At 46.7% G+C, this 13,891-nt stretch carries 14 protein-coding genes, 1 tRNA gene and 1 pseudogene; 9 read left to right on the plus strand and 7 right to left on the minus strand.

Annotated elements, in window-relative coordinates; translation table 11 throughout:
- Positions 1 to 150: 150 nt before the first annotated feature.
- From BRW63_RS06855 to BRW63_RS06865, 3 genes are all read left to right on the plus strand, one after another.
- Positions 151 to 687 carry a hypothetical protein gene (locus BRW63_RS06855; protein WP_073070162.1) on the plus strand — a complete coding sequence of 179 codons (537 nt, stop codon included), beginning with the start codon at positions 151 to 153 and terminating at the stop codon, positions 685 to 687.
- 552 nt (positions 688 to 1,239) lie between these two features.
- Entirely contained in the window at positions 1,240 to 2,127 is an 888-nt protein-coding gene (locus BRW63_RS06860) for a hypothetical protein (protein ID WP_073070163.1), read from the plus strand.
- 59 nt (positions 2,128 to 2,186) lie between these two features.
- Positions 2,187 to 2,561 carry a hypothetical protein gene (locus tag BRW63_RS06865; protein ID WP_073070164.1) on the plus strand — a complete coding sequence of 125 codons (375 nt, stop codon included), beginning with the start codon at positions 2,187 to 2,189 and terminating at the stop codon, positions 2,559 to 2,561.
- Between the two features lie 44 nt (positions 2,562 to 2,605).
- On the opposite strand, the gene BRW63_RS06870 is transcribed toward BRW63_RS06865, so the two are convergent.
- The 6 genes from BRW63_RS06870 to BRW63_RS06895 form a co-directional block, all read right to left on the minus strand.
- Positions 2,606 to 3,532, minus strand: a complete 927-nt coding sequence (locus BRW63_RS06870) for a bifunctional riboflavin kinase/FAD synthetase (protein ID WP_073070165.1) — start codon at positions 3,530 to 3,532, stop codon at positions 2,606 to 2,608.
- Positions 3,533 to 3,707: 175 nt separating this feature from the next.
- Positions 3,708 to 4,388: a glycoside hydrolase family 24 protein gene (locus tag BRW63_RS06875; RefSeq protein WP_073070166.1), complete on the minus strand. Its 681-nt coding sequence runs from the start codon at positions 4,386 to 4,388 to the stop codon at positions 3,708 to 3,710.
- 111 nt (positions 4,389 to 4,499) lie between these two features.
- Positions 4,500 to 6,134, minus strand: a complete 1,635-nt coding sequence (locus BRW63_RS06880) for a dipeptide ABC transporter ATP-binding protein (protein WP_073070167.1) — start codon at positions 6,132 to 6,134, stop codon at positions 4,500 to 4,502.
- 162 nt (positions 6,135 to 6,296) lie between these two features.
- On the minus strand, positions 6,297 to 6,914 hold the full coding sequence (locus BRW63_RS06885) for a TFIIB-type zinc ribbon-containing protein (protein WP_073070168.1): 618 nt from the start codon (positions 6,912 to 6,914) through the stop codon (positions 6,297 to 6,299).
- Positions 6,915 to 6,989: 75 nt separating this feature from the next.
- Positions 6,990 to 7,352: a heterocyst frequency control protein PatD gene (gene patD, locus BRW63_RS06890; protein ID WP_073070169.1), complete on the minus strand. Its 363-nt coding sequence runs from the start codon at positions 7,350 to 7,352 to the stop codon at positions 6,990 to 6,992.
- 27 nt (positions 7,353 to 7,379) lie between these two features.
- A tRNA-Gln gene (locus tag BRW63_RS06895) sits at positions 7,380 to 7,451 on the minus strand.
- A 204-nt stretch (positions 7,452 to 7,655) separates the two neighbouring features.
- Between BRW63_RS06895 and BRW63_RS06900 the strand changes: the two genes are divergently transcribed.
- Positions 7,656 to 8,072, plus strand: coding sequence for a hypothetical protein (locus BRW63_RS06900; RefSeq protein WP_073070170.1), 417 nt, complete (start codon positions 7,656 to 7,658; stop codon positions 8,070 to 8,072).
- A gap of 145 nt (positions 8,073 to 8,217) precedes the next feature.
- Here BRW63_RS06900 and BRW63_RS06905 read toward each other — a convergent pair whose 3' ends face one another.
- Complete coding sequence (locus BRW63_RS06905; RefSeq protein ID WP_073070171.1) at positions 8,218 to 9,522, minus strand: hypothetical protein; 1,305 nt, start codon at positions 9,520 to 9,522, stop codon at positions 8,218 to 8,220.
- Positions 9,523 to 9,693: 171 nt separating this feature from the next.
- On the opposite strand from BRW63_RS06905, the gene BRW63_RS06910 reads away from it, so the two are divergent.
- From BRW63_RS06910 to BRW63_RS06930, 5 genes and pseudogenes are all read left to right on the plus strand, one after another.
- Entirely contained in the window at positions 9,694 to 10,215 is a 522-nt protein-coding gene (locus BRW63_RS06910; RefSeq protein ID WP_073070172.1) for a photosystem I assembly protein Ycf3, read from the plus strand.
- A gap of 34 nt (positions 10,216 to 10,249) precedes the next feature.
- Positions 10,250 to 10,537, plus strand: coding sequence for an Asp-tRNA(Asn)/Glu-tRNA(Gln) amidotransferase subunit GatC (gatC, locus tag BRW63_RS06915; protein ID WP_073070173.1), 288 nt, complete (start codon positions 10,250 to 10,252; stop codon positions 10,535 to 10,537).
- Positions 10,538 to 10,721: 184 nt separating this feature from the next.
- Positions 10,722 to 11,777, plus strand: a complete 1,056-nt coding sequence (locus tag BRW63_RS06920) for a pentapeptide repeat-containing protein (protein WP_181314357.1) — start codon at positions 10,722 to 10,724, stop codon at positions 11,775 to 11,777.
- 62 nt (positions 11,778 to 11,839) lie between these two features.
- Entirely contained in the window at positions 11,840 to 13,318 is a 1,479-nt protein-coding gene (locus tag BRW63_RS06925; protein ID WP_073070175.1) for a P-loop ATPase, Sll1717 family, read from the plus strand.
- A 255-nt stretch (positions 13,319 to 13,573) separates the two neighbouring features.
- Positions 13,574 to 13,891 (plus strand): annotated as a pseudogene (locus BRW63_RS06930) (ISKra4 family transposase); the annotation flags it as partial.

The raw sequence follows: 13,891 nt of genomic DNA on the forward strand, positions 1-13,891 counted from the left end.
CCAGTTATCAAATCGAATTCTGATCGGTAACCATAGTAGACATGAAGCGAGAAATGAAAGCCTAATTTAGGTCAATTATTACGTACCAATTATATGCTTTCATCTCGTATCACTTTCATTTCTTCAGTAAATTCAAAAAATAGAGGACTTATGTCTAGAATCATTGTCTCGATCGACGAAGCGATTTGCTATGACACCGAGGATGTTACAGGTGCAGATGAACTCTATGTTGTTGGCGCAATTAGAACCTTTAGTGGTCAAACTTCAGGCGGATTTGTTACCCGCCCCATCAGCATTAACACGAATGAAACACGCAAGTTTAACTTTGGAGGTGGAATTGTATTTGATAAGGAGGTGCCTGATAACAGTCCTTTGCAGATTGAGATGATTGTTTTTGATGAAGATGCTGTAAAAGATGTTAGCCGATATGACCAAGCAAGGACATTGGTGGATCAGGCTGTAACTGCCATGCCAAATCCGCTTTTCGCGGCAGCAAGCCTCCCTCTGGATGCTATTAGAACGTTTATGGTGTTGGATCAAGATGATGAACTTGGCACGAACCGAAATACGATGTTTGTTGGAAATGTGCCCCGTGGTTGGTCATTTCACCAATGGAATGCAAAAGAAACTGGCATTGGTTTTTCAACCTGGAACTATTGGATTCGTTACTGGATCGGACGTTTCTAAGCTGTATTAAATGCTCTGACGGTATTGCAAAACTTTGCAAGCGACCGCTGCTCTTGTAGGTTGGGTTTCTTGACATCAACCCAACCTCTTCTCAAATCGCAGAGTACAAGAGAACAACAATCAACGGCTGATTGAATGCTATACAACCCATAACGGAGGCGATGATGAAATCACTCATATCGTTAAAGGTTTTGTTAGGTCTGTTAGGCACAGTTGCAATTCCAGTAGTCGTGCTGGCAGGAATTACTCAAACTCACTTTCCTGTTGAAACGCATAGAAAAGGGTTAGCTAGAGGGTCTGAACTGTTGGAAGGTAGGACTCTTGAATCGAAGGATGGGAATCAGCGATCGCCACAAAATTCCTCTGCATCGAATGTTATCAATCACCCGATTGATAATAGTCAATCCGTTAGAACCTGCAACATGAAATTCTCATCTTGTCCAATCTCCTACTAACTCTGGTTGTCACTTTAGTAAACATTGTTCTGGTGTTGGTGCTGGGGTCGAGAGATACCTGTAAGAAGACAGCTACTATGTCGAATAGGAGAAAATCATGTACGATGAAATTAAAAGACATATCGAACAAAGGATCAGCGAAGGACAGCGCTTTAGCATAGAACGCAGTGCGATCGCAGATACAGACGGCGATCGCGATACATCGCTCATTTCTGCTCATGTGACTTCGGAACTCGATCGTCACATCAGCGAAATGTATGACGACACAGATGCAGCAGAAGCCGCCGCACAGCCTCGTGACGAGGTTCGTGAGTTTGGCGGACTGCGGACGCGACACCAGTTAGAAAAGCATTTCGTAGAGCGGCTAAGTGTAGACATCGCTAGTACGGTGAAGACGTTCGACTTTACTGTGCCGAGTGGCACTAGAGTTTTTGGACCGCCTTACGATCGGGAATGGTCTGAAGGAAACGGCTTTTCATTTGGAGGTCGTGTAGACGGCAAAGCAATCACTATTCCAAAGCGCAATGGCTTTTCCGCAGCAGGTATCGGCTTCTACTTGACCACAAACGAACCAGTACTTGCAGCAATCACGCCCCAAGGCACCTATGACTGGAACTGGAGCGCATTCGAGAACCTGCCTTTTGCTCGGAGCAGGGGCGGCATGGGCATCACGATTTACACCAACTCAGAGCCGCAGCCAACAATGTCACGCCAGCCCGTGCTTTGGAGCGCCAGCGGCATGACCACGTTTTCAGGTCAAAAGGGCAGTGGTCGAATTGCAGAGGCTGCGTCGCCGGCTTTTGGACTGGGGACTGTGCCACTCGCACCCGCGCTTATAAATATGGTTCCGGGATCGCGATACCTTGTTTGGGTTTGGTGTTGGCAGACCTCGCAGCTTGAGGAAGATGACGCATTCATTGCCTTCTTGAGTTTCTCTATGCCCTTTGTAACTATTGATGCGAGTCCGCCGATTTTGCTCCACTAAGCAGCGTCTACAAAGAAGATCTTGAAAAAACACAGCAACAACTAAACAGGAGTTTCCTAATGAATAAGTCATTTAAAGCGATCGCAACGGCAGGCGTAACCCTGTCTTTAATGGGAGTATTCTTTCTATCGACCGCCAAGACAGCACAGGCTGCTTATCTATATTGGGGTTCAACAGCGGTCAAGACAGCTTCGACTAAGACTTGTTTCGACTTCGCTTATGACACAATGCGAAATCTGAATTTCCAGAACATTCGCCGATCGCAAAATGAGGTTGCGGGTTCCAGTGGCGGAAGTTATGCTGCAATCACCTGTTTTGCAACAACTCCTCGCGCTACAGCGATCGTCATGGTGGTCGGTGACAACGGGAACGAAACAGCCCGTGTGCGAGACGATCTACGCAACAAAATAGCTGGAATCATCCGATTTGACTAAACAAGAACATCGACCGTAGACCCCTTTCACTTGCTGTCAGAGCGTTATAAAACGGGAACCAACATCGCTCTAGCCGTTTCACAATCTGCTTTGATTTGAGTTTTTAACTCATCGAGTGAGGAAAATTTTTGTTCAGAGCGGATAAATTGCTCAAGCTCTACGGTGAGAGTCTGACCATAGAGATCGCCCTGCCAATCTAGCAGATGAACCTCGATCGTGCGCTGGGTTCCGTTGACGGTTGGGCGATTACCAATATTCATCACGCCCAAGACGGGTTCGTCACGGTTGAGCGCTTGACCAAACACGCGCACTCCATAGACCCCTTGCCGAGGCAAAAACTTTTCAGGTGGAACTCGTAAATTAGCAGTCGGGAAACCGATCGTTCTTCCTAGCTGCTGACCTTCAACGACTTCGCCCACCAAACTATAAGAGCGCCCCAGCATGCGGTTTGCGATAGTCAAATCTCCTTGCTCAAGCGAATCACGAATCGCTGACGTGCTAACCCGCTTGCCTTTAAAGGTGAGCAGAGGAACAATGGTCACCCCAATTCCGTAAGTTGCTGCGATTTCAGACAGATCAGTAGCAGTGCCCGATCGCTTGTGCCCAAATCGAAAATCTTGCCCAATGCTGACCTGTTTTGCTTGCAGGTGCCGCACCAAAACTTCTTCGACAAACTGCGGCGGGTCTAGGGCTGCGAGTTCTCGGTTAAACGGCAGCAAGACCAACTGCTCAACCCCGATCATTTGAAGCTGAAGTGCTTTTTCAGACTGAGGCGTTAGCAGCGCGTGGGGCTGCCCGCTAAAAAACTCTCTCGGATGCGGGCAGAAAGAAACGACAGTCGCACGAGTTTGAGAGTCGCTATTGAGAACAGGCAAAATTACCTGTCGGTGCCCTTGATGAATGCCATCAAAATTTCCTAGGGCGACGGCAGTAGGAGTGAGAGAATTAGTTAGAGAAGAGATAATCCACACGCTTTACATTTTGACATACATCACTCAAGAAATTTTGAGAATTCATTAAAGGAAGTTGAAATCATGATGAAGATTACTGTGATTCTTCACTATTCAGAGTTCTAGCCATCATAAAACAGAACTTTGTGCCATGAGAAAGCTCAATCCTTACCGATCATTCAGCCACGTCGAATTTTTACAGTTTTGCCGATCGCCCCAGTTCTTCTTTCAACATTTGGCGATAGACACTCGGTAACTCACTGGTGTTGGCATTATCTTCGATGCCATACCCCAAGCTTGTCCAGGTGCCCGAAAGTCGCTGTAAGACTGTGTTGATCTGTCCTTTCTTTAACAGTTGGTGCAGGTCAACGCCCCACGCTTGAGAATCACTGAGCCACTTATAGACCACTGCGTCTTGAGATTCAGGAGAAAAACTGTAGCCCTGCCAAAAAAACAGCGTCGGCGGTTCAGGGTGATAGTGCCGTGCTTGCTCTAGCCAGGTCGAGGTGATGAACTGATAGCGCCCAGCAGCCGTCGTGCAGTTGCCTGTGTTGGGCCCAGCGACGATCGTCACGCAGCGATCGGGGTGCTTGCTCAAATCGGTTGCATATTCTCCGCCATAAAGAACCGCGTAGGGATTGCGGACATTTGACTCACTGGCAGAAATCGTTCGCATCAGGGCCCGAATATAGGGATCGCCACCTTGCATGACGAGCGGTGTTTTAGCTCCAGTTGACTCGTCAGGAACCCAAAACGCCGGACGTTTGCCGAGCATGTGCATCATCAAAAAAATGATTCCGAGTAAAATCACACTGCGAACCAGCAGCTTTTCAACAAACTGATCTAAGGCATCAGGTTTTGACTCAGTGTTTGACATAAATTGCCGTTTGACATGAGGCACCAGAGAGCATTCTAACCGCAGAAATTCAGAAACGTTTTAGTTTTGAACGATGCTTTGAGCATTTCGATCCAAAATCACGAACTTTACTCACCCCGTCATGCGACTCAGGAGCGGCGCGGCGGCTAAAAGTGTCTTCGTGTAAGGGTGTTGAGGGTTGCTAAAAATCTCTTGCGTTAGCCCTAACTCAACAATTTTGCCCGCACTCATCACCGCAATACGATCGCAGAAAAATCTTGCCACCCAAAGATCATGCGTGATAAATAAATACGTCAAGTCAAATTCTCGTTTTAACTCCTGCATCAGTTGCAGCACTTGAGTTTGCACCGTCGCGTCTAACATGCTTACGGGTTCATCGCAAATCAGCAATTTTGGACGAGTGATCAGCGCCCGCGCGATCGCGACTCGCTGCTGTTGCCCACCAGACAACTTGGCTGGATAGCGATCGTAAAAATCCTCCACAGGGGTTAAGCCAACTCGTTCTAGCATCGCTTCAACGTCGAGCTTGGCTTTTTCAGTCGTGGTTAACCGATGAATTAAAAGCGGATCGGCAATGCTCTGCCCGATCGTCATTCTCGGATTTAAACACGCTAACGGATCTTGAAACACCATTTGAATCTGGCGGCGTTGTTGTCGAAGCGATCGGCGATCGAGGTTCGTCAACTCCTGATCTAAAAATCTGACGCTGCCAGAAGTTGGACGCAGCAGTTGCAGGATCGTGCGAGACAGCGTGCTTTTGCCACAGCCTGATTCGCCTACCAATCCCAACGTCTCACCGGGGTAGAGGTCTAAGTCAATGCCATCCACCGCTCGAATGGTTTGATCGGTTTGGTTTAACAGTCGCGAAATAAAGTTTTGCTCTAGCGTGTAGTGTTGCTTTAAGTCTTGCAATTGCAAAATCGGCGCGTTTTGTTTGAGAATCGCCCGATCGTCCGTGTCGTCTTTTTGAATCTGAAGGGCAGCGTTAAGCAGCGATTTTGTATAGTCGTGCTGCGGGTTTTGAAAAACCGATTGTGTAGTTCCCATTTCAACAATCTTTCCCGCATACATGACAGCGATGCGATCGCAATATTCTGACACCATCGCTAAATCGTGAGAAATCAAAATCAACGCCATCTGTCGCTGACTGCACAAGCGGGTCAGTTCTTGCAAAATTTGAGCCGAAACGGTGACATCTAAACTCGTTGTTGGCTCATCCGCTACGATCAGTTTGGGATCTAAAAGGAGGGCGAGAGCGATCGCGACTCGTTGCCGCATTCCGCCGCTAAACTCGTGGGGATATTGCCCCCAACGACTCGCCGGGATTTTAACAGCTTCTAGCGTAGCGATCGCACGCGCTTTTGCCTGTTTGGTCGAGAGATGCGGCTCGTGAGATTTGAGTGTTTCTAGACAGTGATCTCCGATCGTCATTAAGGGGTCAAGTCGCGTCATCGGGTCTTGAAAAATCAGCGCGACAGCTTCACCTCTAAACTTTTGTAACTGTGAGGGCGAAAGCCTAAAAACTGACTGCCCCTGAAACGTCACCTCGCCTTCAATTTTGGCAGCATCAGACAATAACCGCATCGCTGCCCGCCCTAGCGTTGACTTGCCACAGCCCGATTCTCCGACCAGTCCCAAACGTTCGCCCGGTTGCAGCGTGAATGACACATCATCCACTACCCAACTGGCATAAATTTTTGAGTAGGCAACTCGGAGATTCTCAACGCAAAAAAGAGGTTCGTTCATTTTAGGCGATTCTGCTTTTAACGTCAGTTCGATGAGTTTTTTCGCTTCGTCAAGAGCGGCTTCTGCCCCCTAAATCCCCGATTCTGGGGGCTTTCCAAATTCACTATCGAATCTAACCACTTCCGTCGAACTGACGTGCTTTTAGCTACTTTACCAGCGAATTCAAACGAATGGCAGATCTCGTGGCTTGTCGATCGCCTTCGCTTTCTGCGCTTTCACAATGTTTTCAAACCGTCGCATCAAATAAGCTACGCCAAAATCGCCATTCGGATTTTTCTCCAACGCTTCAGCCAAAACAAATACTTGACTTGCCAGGTCTTCACCCAGTTTTTCGACGGTCGCCTGCTTTTCTTGGGCAAAATGCTCTCGTTCGCGGGATAGCGACTGCCACTCACTGGTAAATAATTGCTCGATCGCCGTGTGCAAGCCCATTTTTTCTAAGGCATCCCACTCGCCACGATCGCACCAGATGCCGCCACAGCTAGGGCACCGCTCGACATAAAAAGGGGTTTTCATGCCGATTTTAGTTCTTGCCAAATAACTTCGGCACTCTGGGCAGAGAGACGCTTTGGCATCAAAGGGCGACTGCACAAACTCTACATCTAAAATTTCTGGCACTAGCTCTGCTGCCGTGGTTGGGTGCGATCGCTGACGTTGCCAAGTCTGATAGTCTTCCGACGGAATCCAGGTTCCTTTGCAATCGGGACAGGCTTTCACGTTTAGCTGCTCTGCTAAAACACCCTCTACCAGCGCAATCTTGCGATCTTTAGGACATTGCACAGCGTTGCTCTCAATGCGACGATCTCTATTTAATCAAGCTCTTGTCGCGTTTTAGCAACTGAGCGAGAATATTGATTATTCTTCTTGCAATAGTGCATTGCAATAGCGAATGAGTGTGCTGATCCGATCGCGCACCTGTCTTAACCTTTGCTGGCTTGTGGCAGATTGTTTTGCCGTTTGCAAGAACATCACATCCATTGCTAAGAGCCGCAGTTGTTTGTTGATCTCGACGTGAAATGAGTGCGATCGCTGCCCCGCAGTTAAATCTAGTGCTTCTAAATCTAAACTTCTCACTTGATCTTGAAAAAACTGCTGAACGATCAGAGCGTCCGCCTTCAAAGTCGGGTGATCAAGTTCTGGCTGGGAGATCAGAGCTTGCAGCCGTTCTAGAATCTGCCGAAAGTCTCGATAACGTTGACGATAGATCTCCGGCAACATCTTGGCACTGTGAAGAATTTGTTTAAACTGGGGCGCTAGGATTCGAACCTAGGAGTGCCGGGACCAAAACCCGGTGCCTTACCACTTGGCGACGCCCCATCGCGTTACCGAATAGTATTCTAGCAGTTTATCGCCCAAATCTGTCAAGCAAAATTATTAGCTGGCGATCGCAAAGACTATTTCAATTCAGAACCCATCGTTGTATCAATCGGTACTGTCTAGCGATCGGGGCTTGATTATGATGGTAAAAAAGCGTAAATTTCAGGCTACAGGCATCGAAACCAAAGGCAAGGAGAGCGGGGAGTGAACGCAGCAGAACAAGCAACAACCCTTGAAACTGCTAGCAAAATTGCAACAGTGGTCAATCTCTTTAAAGCTGAGTTTCCCGATGCGCGGGCAGACTTAAAACCCTGGGCAAATGATCTAGACACGCGAGAACTGGTTGATCCTGACTCGATCGACATTGGGTTTCACTTTCCGGGTCGCAGTCGCCTGTTTCAAAGCCGCAGCGTTTTGGTGCAGATCCGGTTTCATCAAGACTTAGAAGTTGAGACTCGTCGAGCGATCGGAGTCGAAGCCGCAGGATTTGATCATCAGGGTAAGCAGTGGCGGTTTTCAACGGTGCAAAACTGGGGCTTTGAAGGCACTAGCAGCCCAACCCCAGAGATTTGCGAGAGCCTAAAAGGGTTTTGCCGCAAAATTTTAGACGTGTTTAACTAAGGGTCATCGCTATTTACTAAGAGGCAGGGACTCTTTGAGAAATTGAGCGATCGCCGCCGCAGATATCGGGCGACTAATCAAATAACCCCTAAATCTGATGATACCCATTTGCCTGAAACGCAGTCTAGCAGAGGCAACAGCGCCGTTATTCGCTCTCCAGCCGTTTTTGCCATTCAGCATCGATTTGAGCCGATCGATCGCTCTCTTGATCAATTAAATCTCGTTCAGTTGTGTAGATCAGATCATCGTCATGAATCACCGTTTCAGCCGCAAACTGTTGAGCATAAGAGAGTTTTTGCGCGATCGTCGGATCGGCTTGCTCTAACAGCCGTGCCCGTTGCTGACGTTCTCCATTGCGATCGCTGATTTTGCGATTGCGAAGCCCAATCCAAAAATTGCGGATGAGCGGAACCGATAGATAAGCAGCGCTGTAGCCCAGAGAGAGAACCGCGATCGCTCTCACAAAGGTATCAGCCGCACCAACCAGCGCGATTCCACCTGAGAGCCAGACATTGAGCACGATCGCCAACGCCAATAGCAAAGCACCCAGCGAAGCGGCAGCGATCTTCTGCCCACGGCTGGCGCGGCTAAACACATAGCGATATTCTTGCAGATAATCGGCAACAGACTTGCGGCGCGGCTCAACCACCGTCGTTTGCAAGTCAGGAAAGTGATAGACGATCTGCCCCTCTGGGCTAACTTCTGGTCGCCCGTTAAACCGCGCTAACACAGGCAGCATATACTGCTCATACTCCTGGTCGTAGCCAGTGCCCACGTCATCTAAAAAGGGGGCGACTTGTTCAGCAATGACTGCACCTCGATTGTTGCGAATCACCGTCGCGATCGCTTGCCAGCGCCGTTCTTCTAAGTCTGCGTTGGGGTTGCCATCCCCAAATAAGAAGGAAAAAACGGCTTCTAGAAAGTTGATGTCGCCGGTGGTGCCTTGATTGCGACGGCGAGGAGACGGACGATCGTAGCGATCGTAATAATTGGGATAGAAAATCCAAAAAAGGTCAGGAAACCCCATGTTTGGCATCCCGATTCCGCCACCGTTATCATTGTTATCGTCTCGACTGGAGTTAACTGCGAGAACGAGGATAATGATCGCCACGATCGCCAGCGCAATCAGCACCATCAACACAATTCCAAAGGAAATACGAATCAGGTAAAACACCGATTGCCAGATGCGATCAAGCCATTCTTTCACCTGAAGCTGAAAAAACTTATTGCGAAGAACGGTCTGAAAATCTTGAGAAAACAAATAGACGACTTCGCCCGACTCTGCGACTTGAAGTTGCCCCCCTGCCGCAGAAGCCAGCACGAGCAGTCCTCGCTCTGCTAGATTGACATCTAGCCCAGCTTGAGCCGCAACATCGCCAACCGTGACCCGATAATCGAGCCGCTCAACGGCTTTAACAATGGCGGGATCGGGAGTCAGATTAGAATCCATGCGCGTTCCCCGAATAGAGCTATCTCTCTAGTATAAGAAAGCGAAATCGAGAACTAGGAGAGTCAATTTAAACTTCAAACTTCAAACTTTAGAATCTGTCGAGGCGGTAAACTACAATAAGTGTCTGGAAGCTGCACAACCTAACCGTTTCAATCCTCTACCGAGCGCTATATGCCTAGAACTCAACGCAACGACAATTTCATTGACAAAAGCTTCACGGTGATGGCAGATCTCATCTTGAAGGTTTTTCCGGCAAGCAAACGAGAGAAAGAAGCCTTTGCCTATTATCGAGATGGCATGTCTGCTCAGGCCGATGGCGAATATGCTGAGGCATTAGAAAACTACTACGAAGCGCTGACGCTCGAAGATGACGAAAACGATCGTAGCTATATTCTCTATAACATTGGCTTGATTCACGCCAGCAATGGTGAACACGAAAAAGCGCTGGAATATTATCACCAGGCGATCGAACTCAATCCTCGCTTGCCTCAAGCCGTCAATAACATTGCAGTCATTTTTCACTATCTGGGCGAGAAAGCCCAAGAAGAAGGCAAAGCAGAAGAAGCGGAAGCCTTGTTTGAAAAAGCTGCTGACTATTGGAAACGCGCCATCAATTTAGCGCCTAACAACTACATCGAAGCTCAAAACTGGCTCAAAACCACTGGGCGATCGACGATGGATGTGTACTTTTAGGTCTGTCTCAACTCAAACTTCATCATTAACGCTCATGCTCGATCGTGCCCAGGTTCAAAAAGTTGCTCATCTCGCTCGTTTGCAGCTAACGCCCGAAGAAGAGGAAAAATTCACCACTCAACTCAGCAGCATTCTGGATTATTTTGAGTTGCTGAGTGAGTTAGATGTCACGAATGTGCAGCCGACGACCCGCGCGATCGAGGTCAGCAATGTAGTGCGCGTCGATCGTCAGCAGCCCTATCCTCGTGAAGACATTTTGGAGGGTGCGCCCGATCGCGAAGGCGAGTTCTTTAAAGTGCCGAAGATTGTCACAGGAGATTGAGATCGCCTTGCTACCTGAAGTGGTTTTTGAGTTAGGGCGATCGCATCAAAAATTGACTGCACCAGCCAGATTACAGGCAATGTCGGGGCAACCATCCCCAGCGCAGGGAACCTATACGCCGACAGCCAGACTGAATCTACAAATAGGTAGAATCTTTTCGCATCTCCATCCAAATGAGCCTACTATGCAGAAAGATTCTGCCTATCTGTCTGATTCGGGGTGTTATGCGGAAATCATCTGCCTATTCACCAGTTTTGGCATGATGTACGGAAACTTTCTCTCTACTAAGAAGTTAGGTTGCTTAGGCTGTTGGTTAGGGTCGCAGTTCAAGCTTATCTGTCAGAGATTGAGTTCTTTCAATGTCGAACAATGGATAAATAGAGTGTATAAACGTTCTTCGTATTTCTTGGTTGTATACACGGCGGCTATATTTTTATTGATGGGCGTTTTCGTCGCTGGGACATGGGGGTTCTGGATACTGCCACAGTTACGAGTTGCTTCTGAGAAAACTCTGACTCCCAAAGAGCGCATAGAACTTGAGAACGCCACTCGATCCTCACTTGCTCAATCTTTTGGTACTTTATCCCAAACTGTAGGGGGGATAGTTCTAGTGATTGGGGTGTATTTCACATGGCGCAATTTAATCGCTACAGAAGATAAGCAAGTTACCGAGCGATTCACCAAAGCAATTGAACAACTAGGGAGCGAAAAGCCTGAAGTTTGCATGGGTGGGATCTATGCCTTAGAGAGAATTGCTAGCGATTCTGAAAAAGATCACTGGAGCGTTATGGAAGTTCTGTGTTCCTTCGTGAGACATAGGTCTTCGATAGATAAGAATCGTGGGAATCAGCAAACAGTTTCTAAGGAGATTCAGGCTGCATTAACTGTTATAAAACGGCGGAAAATATCTCAAGATCCGAAGCAAAAAAATCTAGATCTTAGCTTTTCATATCTAAAAGGCGCAAATTTAGGGGGCGAAGGCTTCCAATCTTCTATACTTAGAAAAGAAAATTTTGTCAGATCAAACCTACGAGAAGCAGATTTTACAGGTTCAAATCTGGAATTATCTGATTTTACAGGTTCAAATTTAGTAGGTGCGTGTTTCTCTAAAGCTAATTTAGACGCGGCAGAGTTCACTAGAGCGAATCTCTCACAAGCAGATTTCACGAATGCCTCAACTATAGCGACTAAATTTACAGATACTAATCTACTACAAGCAAAAGGATTGAAACCCAGCTAAGGAATGTTGGCGTTAGTGTTCCTAGATATACATTAAAGTTTTTTTGTAAGGAGCAAGTAAAAATGACTGCAAAACTAGAGTTTACAGAATCAACCATTCAGGGTTTGTTTGGGCACGAAGCAGCAGAGGATGAAGATCCAGGTCGTTTAAAAGAGTATTATTTCAAGGGGACTTCGTATGAGCAAGTAACTGCTGACCAAGGAATTCGTATTCTGGTTGGTCACAAAGGGATTGGAAAATCAGCTCTCTTTAAAATGGCAATTACAGAAGGCGAGGATCAGAAAAACCTGTGTATTTTAATCCAACCCAACGATATTGCTGATTTAACAATAGAGCAGAAAGACTTTCTGAGCAGAGTCAGAAGTTGGACGCATGGATTGAGTAAGGTAATTGTTCAGAAGGCATTGAATTTTATTGGAATTCGAGGGAAATCCTTAAAAGAAGCAATGGCTGGATTTGAGGATTACAGTTTTAAGATTGTTGACTTTATCTCGGATTACTTTAAAGATGCCATTAATAGTAAAAATTACGATGCTTCCAAGCGAGATTTTATTGAAAGATTTTTAGAAACAGGAAAAATATCAATTTATATTGATGATTTAGACAGAGGATGGCAAGGCAAAAGAGAGGACATAACACAAATATCTTCTCTCTTAAACTCGGTTCGAGATATTAGCCGAGATAGCCGTGGTGTTATTTTTAAGGTTTCTCTAAGGGCAGACGTTTACTATTTAGTCAGAACTTCAGATGAATCAACAGATAAAATCGAAGGCTCAGTGATTTGGCAGTCTTGGACAAATCATGAAATCTTTGTCGTCCTTATTAAACGAATGGAAACATATTTTGGGAGAACGGTAAATGAATCACAATTATTAAAGACATCTCAGATAGAGTTGGCAAGCAGATATCTCTCAGGTGTAATGGAACCACGCTTCACTGGTGTAGGCAAATGGGAAAATGCTCCGATTCACAGAGTCTTGATGTCATTAATTAGAAAAAGACCTCGTGATTTAGTTAAGCTCTGCACATTAGCCGCTAGGAAATCGTATGAAAGGCGATCCCCTTTGATTCAAACAACAGATTTCCAGGCTGTGTTTGAGGAATACTCTCAGGGAAGAATTCAAGATACGATAAATGAGTATCGTTCTGAACTTCCAGAAATCGATAAACTCTTAATGAATATGCGGCCAACGCAGAAAGAGAGGACAACGCAGCAAAGTTATGTATACAAAACAGATGCGCTCCTTCAGAAAATTCAGAACATAAGTCAAAATCATGATTTTAGGTTCGCCAACAGCAAATCGACTGTTAAACCTAAAGACTTGGCAGCTTTTTTGTACAAGATTAATTTCCTGACAGCGCGACGTGAGACGAATGATGGTCAAATCACTAGGAGATATTTTGAAGAAAATAGATATCTAAGTTCTACATTTGTTGATTTCGGATTTGACTGGGAAGTCCATCCCGCTTATAGATGGGTCTTGCAACCGAGTGATCTAAATTCTATATTTAGACTTTTAGATCTCAGCAGCGATGAATGATCCCATAAACTTCGGATCGTCGCGCAACCTAACAACCGTGTTGCAGCGGGCGGTATTAAGGTTTCGGTGATGATGCAAAGATTACTGTCCGACGCTGAACGCGACCGTTAGCTCGTCAGATCTGAAAGCCGAAGTTAAGTTTTAGATGCAGTTGCCCTAGTGTATGACTAAGTTAATCTTAACGGGTGCGACCTCTACTTGATTTAATCATTCAATCATGATATTACCTCAGTGATGCAACCAAGAGGGGTGAGTATGAGCGCTCAATTGTTAAGTCAGTCCGGGACACAAGTGAAGATAGAAGTCACCCTCGAACTGAGTCGTTCACTACTCACGAGTGAAGAGAGCATTCAGGAAAGCCTCAACGCTGCGGGTCGGATTGCGACCGCAGCGGCGCTTGAGTATTTGGACACCGATGGCTCTGCTATCGAGATCGCAGGAGCGGTGATGCGAACCAAAGGTAAGCAGCCGAAAGGGTATCAAACGCCGTATGGAGAAGTGGTGGTTGAACGCCACGTCTATCAGCGCTCTGGAGGGGGTAAAACGGATTGTCCTTTGGAGCGAGCATCGAGA

The sequence above is a fragment of the Phormidesmis priestleyi ULC007 genome (assembly GCF_001895925.1).
Taxonomy (GTDB): Bacteria; Cyanobacteriota; Cyanobacteriia; order Leptolyngbyales; family Leptolyngbyaceae; genus Phormidesmis_A; species Phormidesmis_A priestleyi_A.

What these genes read in the sequence shown, in the direction of transcription:
- BRW63_RS06875 (WP_073070166.1), bottom strand. Translation starts at nt 4,388, where the DNA reads ATGTCAAACACTGAGTCAAAACCTGATGCCTTAGATCAGTTTGTTGAA.
- BRW63_RS06865 (WP_073070164.1), top strand. Translation starts at nt 2,187, where the DNA reads ATGAATAAGTCATTTAAAGCGATCGCAACGGCAGGCGTAACCCTGTCT.
- BRW63_RS06910 (WP_073070172.1), top strand. Translation starts at nt 9,694, where the DNA reads ATGCCTAGAACTCAACGCAACGACAATTTCATTGACAAAAGCTTCACG.
- patD (WP_073070169.1), bottom strand. Translation starts at nt 7,352, where the DNA reads ATGTTGCCGGAGATCTATCGTCAACGTTATCGAGACTTTCGGCAGATT.
- BRW63_RS06925 (WP_073070175.1), top strand. Translation starts at nt 11,840, where the DNA reads ATGACTGCAAAACTAGAGTTTACAGAATCAACCATTCAGGGTTTGTTT.
- BRW63_RS06855 (WP_073070162.1), top strand. Translation starts at nt 151, where the DNA reads ATGTCTAGAATCATTGTCTCGATCGACGAAGCGATTTGCTATGACACC.
- BRW63_RS06920 (WP_181314357.1), top strand. Translation starts at nt 10,722, where the DNA reads ATGCAGAAAGATTCTGCCTATCTGTCTGATTCGGGGTGTTATGCGGAA.
- BRW63_RS06880 (WP_073070167.1), bottom strand. Translation starts at nt 6,134, where the DNA reads ATGAACGAACCTCTTTTTTGCGTTGAGAATCTCCGAGTTGCCTACTCA.
- BRW63_RS06905 (WP_073070171.1), bottom strand. Translation starts at nt 9,522, where the DNA reads ATGGATTCTAATCTGACTCCCGATCCCGCCATTGTTAAAGCCGTTGAG.
- BRW63_RS06860 (WP_073070163.1), top strand. Translation starts at nt 1,240, where the DNA reads ATGTACGATGAAATTAAAAGACATATCGAACAAAGGATCAGCGAAGGA.
- gatC (WP_073070173.1), top strand. Translation starts at nt 10,250, where the DNA reads ATGCTCGATCGTGCCCAGGTTCAAAAAGTTGCTCATCTCGCTCGTTTG.